Source organism: Neobacillus fumarioli NBRC 102428 (genome assembly GCF_001591485.1).
GTDB lineage: Bacteria > Bacillota > Bacilli > Bacillales > Cytobacillaceae > Neobacillus > Neobacillus fumarioli.
This window is the reverse complement of record NZ_BCUZ01000142.1, coordinates 1-6,571: the sequence shown is the minus strand read 5'-3', so window position 1 is coordinate 6,571 and position 6,571 is coordinate 1. Positions and strand designations below refer to the sequence as shown.

Genomic DNA, 6,571 nt, shown 5'->3' with positions numbered 1-6,571 from the left:
CAGCCCCTTTTATCGTCAACATCATTTTTACCCTTATAATGAACAGGTGAAGCAGCGAATGAACAGCTGGATCGAGAAAATGGGTGCCTCGATTGTGCTTGAAGCGCTGAAAACCGCGCTCGAATATGGGAGTACGTCATGGAAATATGTTGAGGCTGTGCTGACAGATTGGCAAAACAAGCATTATAAAACGGTTCACGACATCGAGCAGGCAAGGATGCGAAAGAAGGTTTACTCGATGGCGAGCGCTGCGCCGATTCGGAAAGAGTGTGTGCCGGATTGGTTGGAAGAATACAAAAAGCAATGGGAAGCACCTGCCCCGCCTGAGACGCCAGTCGATGTCGAGGCGCTCAAAGAGCGGTTGAAGCGATACAAATAACCACTTTAAGCGCAGCTTTTTTGTTCCAAAGGAGAGGGGAATATTGTAAAACAGGAAGAGATGAAAAGAAGAGGAGAGAATACGATGCCAGTTTACAACAAGCTTGTCCGCGACAAAATTCCACAAATCATTGAAGCGGGAGGGAAGACGTTTGCGATGCGAACATTAAGCGGCGAAGAATACCGCCAGGAGTTACGAAAAAAATCGTTTGAAGAGCTGGAAGAATATATGAACGCGAAAGACGATGTGACAGCAGTAGAAGAGTTGGCGGATTTGTTGGAGATTATCCATGCGCTTGCCGAATGCCATGGGGCAACGATTGAGCAAGTCGAGGCGGTTCGCGCGGAAAAAGCGGAAAAGCGAGGAGGTTTTCAAGAAAAGATCTTTTTGATCGAGGTACACGATGAGTAAAGTCGAGTTTGTTAAAAGTCATCTGATCGAAAAACTAAAAGAACATATCGAAACATCCTCCTCGATTTATATATTGACGTCGTTTGTGATGAAGTCGGGCGTGGAAGCTATCAAAGAACCGTTAAAGCAAGCAGCTGAGCGGGGAGCCGATATTAAAATTTGCGCTGGCGATTATTTGTATGTCACACAGCCGGACGCGTTGCGGGAGTTAGTAGGGATCCATCCGAATATCGAAGTCCGCTTATGGAAAAGCAACGGCGTTTCTTTTCATCCGAAAGCGTATTTGTTTGAAGATAAAAACGATGGCTATTTTATTACCGGCTCATCCAACTTATCTCGCTCGGCATTAACGAGCGGTGTGTAGTGGAACATCGGGCTGCACAAATGCGTCGAAGAAACCGTCTTTGCCGAAGTGATGAGCGAGTTTTTATCGCTTTTTTACGCCGAGCAAACGGTACAAGTACACGAGGAAACATTAAAAGACTATGAAAAGCAATATGCCGATTATCATCAACGCCATTCGAATTTAGTGCGACAGTGGGCGCAGTTGGAAGAAGTGGAACTGATGCTTCCAGCTGAACGGCCATCAACGAAAGAAGAAGCGGAAGTTGTTTATGATCTAACCGTTTCATATGGAGCGATTCAGCCGCGTTTTGCGCAAGTGGAAGCGCTCGCGCAACTGGAAGCGACATATGCCGAAGGAGGATACAAACGCGCCATGGTTGTCATGGCGACAGGGCTCGGAAAAACGTATTTAGCTGCCTTTTTTGCCCGAAAGTTTAAAAGAGTGCTATTTATCGTCCATCGCGAAGAAATTTTGCATCAAGCGAAGCAGTCGTTTGCGCAGGTGCTTTCCGATAAGACGTTTGGGATTTATGACGGCAAAGCATAAGAAGGACAAGCCGATGTCGTCTTTGCGTCGATTTTTACGTTAAGCATGAAAAAACATCTCGAAATATTCGCGAAAGATGCGTTTGATCTGATCGTTATCGATGAATTTCACCATGCGGCAGCTAAGTCATATAACCGGGTGCTTGCTTATTTCCAGCCGAAGTTTTTACTTGGCATTACGGCTACGCCTGACCGTAATGACTATAAAGACGTATACGCTATTTGCGACGGGAATGTGGCGTACCGCATCGATTTTATCGAAGCAGTGCAGCGCGGGTGGCTTGCGCCGTTCCGTTATTACGGCGTGTATGACGATACCGACTATACGAAAATCGCATGGCGCGGCAACCGCTATGACGAAACACAATTATTGCAAGCTCAATTGCGGACAGAAATGGCGGAAAATATTTTGCGGGCTTGGGAGAAACATAAGTAAACGAAAACGCTCGTGTTTTGTTCGTCGATTCGCCAAGCAGATTTTTTAGCAAATTATTTCAACGAACACGGCTACCGTACGGTTAGCTTGCATTCCAAGCAAGTACATATCACGCGCTCGAAAGCGATTTCGATGCTCGAAAAAGGCGAATTAGATGCGATTTTTACGGTTGATTTATTTAACGAAGGTGTCGATATTCCAGCGGTCGATACGCTATTATTCGTCCGTCCGACAGAATCACTCACTGTATTTACGCAACAAGTCGGGCGCGGCTTGCGCCTTCATCCAGCGAAACAATATTGTGTCATTATTGACTTAATCGGGAACTATCGCAACGCGGATGTGAAACTTTCGCTTTTTGACACGAAGCGCGGGGAAACAAACAAGAAAAGAGAAAAGCTGCTTCCGACTGTTCCAGAGCTATGCGAACTAGACTTGGACGTGCGCGTTATTGACTTGTTGGAAGAAATGAGGCGGAAGCGTCAGCCGCGCCGCGAAAAACTATTGCACGATTACCAAGAACTGAAGCAAGAACTCGGCCGCCGCCCGACGTATTTAGAGCTGCATTTGCACGGGCGAAGCGAAGCAAAAGAATACAGAGACGAGTTTAAATCGTACGTTGGATTTCTTTATTGGGTGGATGAATTGTCGGAGCGGGAAAAAGAAGTGTTTTTAAAGTACGAATCATGGCTTGTCGAAGTCGAACGAACGACGATGACAAAAAGCTATAAAATGGTTGTCTTGCAGGCGATGCTCAACCGCGGACCGTCGCGCTGGCACTTGCCAATGACGCCGAACGAAGTCGCGCCATTTTTCCATCAATACTTTATGGAGAAAGAATACCGAAAACGCATCGACTTCTCCGACGGGGAAACGAAGCGATTATGGCAATACGACGAACAAAAAGTGGCGAAACTCATCGCCAAAATGCCGATGACCAAATGGAGCGGCAGCTCAAACGGACTCGTCTCGTTTGAAAATAACGTCTTCTCGTTGAACTTCTCCATTGCACCAGCGAACGAAGCAACTTTGTACCAATGGACGCAGGAGATTTGTGAATATAGGTTGCATGTGTATTTTGAGAGGAGAAGTGGAGGGAAGCGGTGAAAAATATGAACAGTGCATCCTTCTTTCCGAACCTCTCTTTGTTCGGCAAGAGGGATTCGCAAATCTCATGTAAAGGGGATGGGGATCAAATGTCTACAATTTATGGAAAATTGCGCTGTCCACTCTGCTCAATGATAATAAAGCGGCAAGACAAAGTCGTTCTCGATATGATCAACACGGTCATCCATTACGAGTGTTATCATACGTACACATCAGAAAAAACACTGCTTCCAATAAAAGACGAAGGATCGTTTCGGAAGATGGTGGCGACGTATGAGTTTTTTTGGGGATGAATAAGACAAACCCGAGCGGTGCTACTGGCACTGTTCGTCGGTTATTTATAATTTAGTAATTTAATTATCATGCTAGTATAAATCCATGGACACATCTAAGTTAAATTTTCCAAAACTGACCATAATGAAAATGAAAGGATGTGTCCTTATGGGTAACCAAATTACTGGCAAAAAATTTAATGAAGATTTCAAAAAAATGGTTGTTGATCTTTTTAACAATGGCAGCTCCGTGAAAGATTTAAGTGGCGAATATGGCATATCAGATGTAACGATCTACAAATGATTAAAAAATATTCCCCAGTCAGTTTGGAAGTTGACACATCTGTCACTCCTGATGATTTTGCCAAGCTGCAAAAACAAATTCGCCGACTTCAGGAGGAAAACGAAATCTTAAAAAAGGCTATGACTATATTCGCGAGAAGTTAAGTCAAGCAGAGCTCGTTTCTGTGATTGATCAACATAAAGACCAGTATTCCATCAAAACACTTTGCAAAGTATTAGAAATACCTAGAAATACCTAGAAGTATGTATTATGAATCACTTCAACATGCCGAGTCTAATCGTGACAAAGAAAATAAGGAATTAACCGCAAAAATTATGGAAATCCACACAGAAAGTAAACAGCGCTATGGTGCTCCTAAAATCCATATCACCCTTCAAAAAGATGGCTATTTGGTGAGCCTGAAAAGAGTCCAGCGCTTAATGAAAAAAGCTGGAATTCGTTCAATCGTTTCAAAAAAATACCGTCCATATTCGAGTAAACAAAAGGTTGAAGAACGAGAAAATCTATTAGATCAAGATTTTTCAACAAATTCTATCAATGAAAAATGGGTGGCAGATATTACTTATATCCACACTGTTAAAAACGGTTGGTGCTATTTAGCTTCTGTACTGGACTTGCATTCTAAGAAGATTATTAGTTATTCCTTTTCACGGACGATGACAACAGATTTAGTGATTAAAGCGTTAGCAAACGCGTATAACACCCAGGCTCCAGAAAAAGGGCTAGTTATTCATACCGACCTAGGATCTCAATATACGAGCGAAGAGTTTACCAAATATGTTCAGTCAAAAAATATGAAACAGTCTTTCAGCCGCAAAGGTTGCCCATATGATAACGCGTGCATTGAATCTTTCCATGCCATTTTGAAGAAAGAAGAAATCCATAACGTCAAATACATCGATTACCAATCAGCTAAATTAGCATTATTTCAATACATTGAAGGATGGTACAACCTCAAAAGTATTCATAGCAGCATTGGCTAAAAAACACCACAAGAGGTAGGGGACAACATTCGGCGTATCGCCTAATCTCTATCTTGAGGTTGTGCACCAGCTTTACATGGAGTGGCGGGCATGATAGCCTCTTTTGGCGATGAAGATGTTTTGACATCTGGCTTCTCGGTGGGAGAATCATGCCCGCGGAGGATCCATGTCAAGCGTCATCGCCTTCCCACTCTTTTAGGGGCAGGCACTTTAATAAAAATTAACTTTAATGTGTCCAAAAATTTGACTTAGATTCAAGTCCCGGCCTTCTAATAGGTGGGGACTATTTGACGTTTACCATTTACCCACGTCACTATTTTGTAATACATATTAGTTAAATAGAATGTAGCATACCACAACTAGTATGTAAAGCATACTAGTTAAATTTTATAGGTTATAAAGCCTTAAGGAACTTAATGGGGCATGACGACAAATCGGTTGAGATTGATGATTGCCACGATTAATAAGTTTATTTTTTATTTTCCTTTTATACTTGTGAACTGCTGTGATACGATATTGTGTAAAAGTGAATTTGAAATGGGGGTTGGCAGATGATTAAAACGATTTTATTTGATGTGGATGGAGTGTTATTAAGTGAGGAACATTATTTTGATGCATCCGCTCTGACCGTGTGGGAGATGTTGTACAGCCGTAATTACTTGGGGCTGGCACCAGAAAAATTTAAAATCGATTACAGTGAAATAGAAATAAAAGAAATCCGGGACCTCGTCTTTGATCACGATAAGGCCTTGAAGTTTATGAAAGCGCGTGGCCTTAACGCTAACTGGGATATGATCTATCTTGTCTTTAGTCATCAACTGATCCATCTGCTTTCACAGATTAAAGGATATGAGATTCAAAATATCACCAAATGGTGTCAGGCACCATTAAACCGTGAAACATTGCAGGAGATTGGTGAGATACTCCGCCGTTACGATAGTAAGATCGATTTTCGCTTATTTGTAAAGGATTTCGAGCGTTCGCAGGCGATGAAACAGGAGCTGCTAGGGTGTCTAAATGAATTGGTTCTCGAGAAGCTTGGAGTAAAAACGGACATTTTCGGTGTTAGAGGCGAGTTGTGGTCGATTTGTGAGCATGTTTCACAGGAGTGGTATGTTGGGGATGAACATATTTTGGCGTCAACTGGGCAGCCATCCGTGCAGTTAGGGAAGGAAGGTTACCTAGCGAAGGAAATGACATTAGCCCCGAAGGAAAAAATCGCCCAATTGTTTAAGGACTTGCGCCACTCTGGATACGAAATTGGTGTAGGTACAGGGCGGCCGGCGCTTGAGACGATTCAGCCTTTTCACCATTTGGGCTGGCTTGAGTATTTTGATGTAAATAAAATTGTTACAGAGGATGAGGTCATGCAGGCCGAACAGAAATATCCGGACAGTCGTCCGTTATCGAAGCCGCATCCATTCCCATACATCATGGCCTATAAAGGAAAAGCAGCCTCTGTTACGGACTGTTTAAATACAAAACTGCCACTTGAAAATGGAGATTCAATTTTAATTGTAGGGGATTCACTAGCTGACCTATTGGCATCCAGAAAACTGGGCTGTCAGTTTGCCGCCGTATTAACTGGACTGACAGGGAAAGATGCAAGAAGTGAGTTTGAACAGCACGAGGCGGATTATATATTAAATTCTGTGCTTGATTTGAGGGGGATATTGGAAAGATAGTGGAAGGGGTCAAGGAACCCATGTTTCTTTATTCGAATGGAAAAAAGAAAGCCAGTGATTATTGCCCGCAGGTTTCAAAAACATAAATGCCACAAAAAAGGGG

The 6,571-nt window shown here is 42.9% G+C and carries 4 protein-coding genes and 2 pseudogenes; all 6 read left to right on the top strand.

What is annotated here, in order from left to right; translation table 11 throughout:
* The coding region (locus BFU02S_RS14080) for a DnaD domain-containing protein (protein WP_157075951.1) at positions 1–379 on the top strand (379 nt) is incomplete at its 5' end.
* 84 nt (positions 380–463) lie between these two features.
* On the top strand, positions 464–790 hold the full coding sequence (locus BFU02S_RS14075; protein WP_066371874.1) for a nucleoside triphosphate pyrophosphohydrolase: 327 nt from the start codon (positions 464–466) through the stop codon (positions 788–790).
* A pseudogene (locus tag BFU02S_RS14070) lies at positions 783–3,224 on the top strand (DEAD/DEAH box helicase family protein). The gene BFU02S_RS14075 and the pseudogene BFU02S_RS14070 overlap by 8 nt, the downstream one beginning before the upstream one ends.
* Entirely contained in the window at positions 3,221–3,517 is a 297-nt protein-coding gene (locus BFU02S_RS14065) for a hypothetical protein (protein WP_235842078.1), read from the top strand. Before BFU02S_RS14070 ends, BFU02S_RS14065 begins: the two are co-directional and overlap by 4 nt.
* A 160-nt stretch (positions 3,518–3,677) precedes the next feature.
* Positions 3,678–4,783 (top strand): annotated as a pseudogene (locus tag BFU02S_RS14055) (IS3 family transposase).
* 551 nt (positions 4,784–5,334) lie between these two features.
* Positions 5,335–6,468, top strand: a complete 1,134-nt coding sequence (locus BFU02S_RS14050; RefSeq protein ID WP_066371872.1) for an HAD family hydrolase — start codon at positions 5,335–5,337, stop codon at positions 6,466–6,468.
* Positions 6,469–6,571 lie beyond the last annotated feature (103 nt).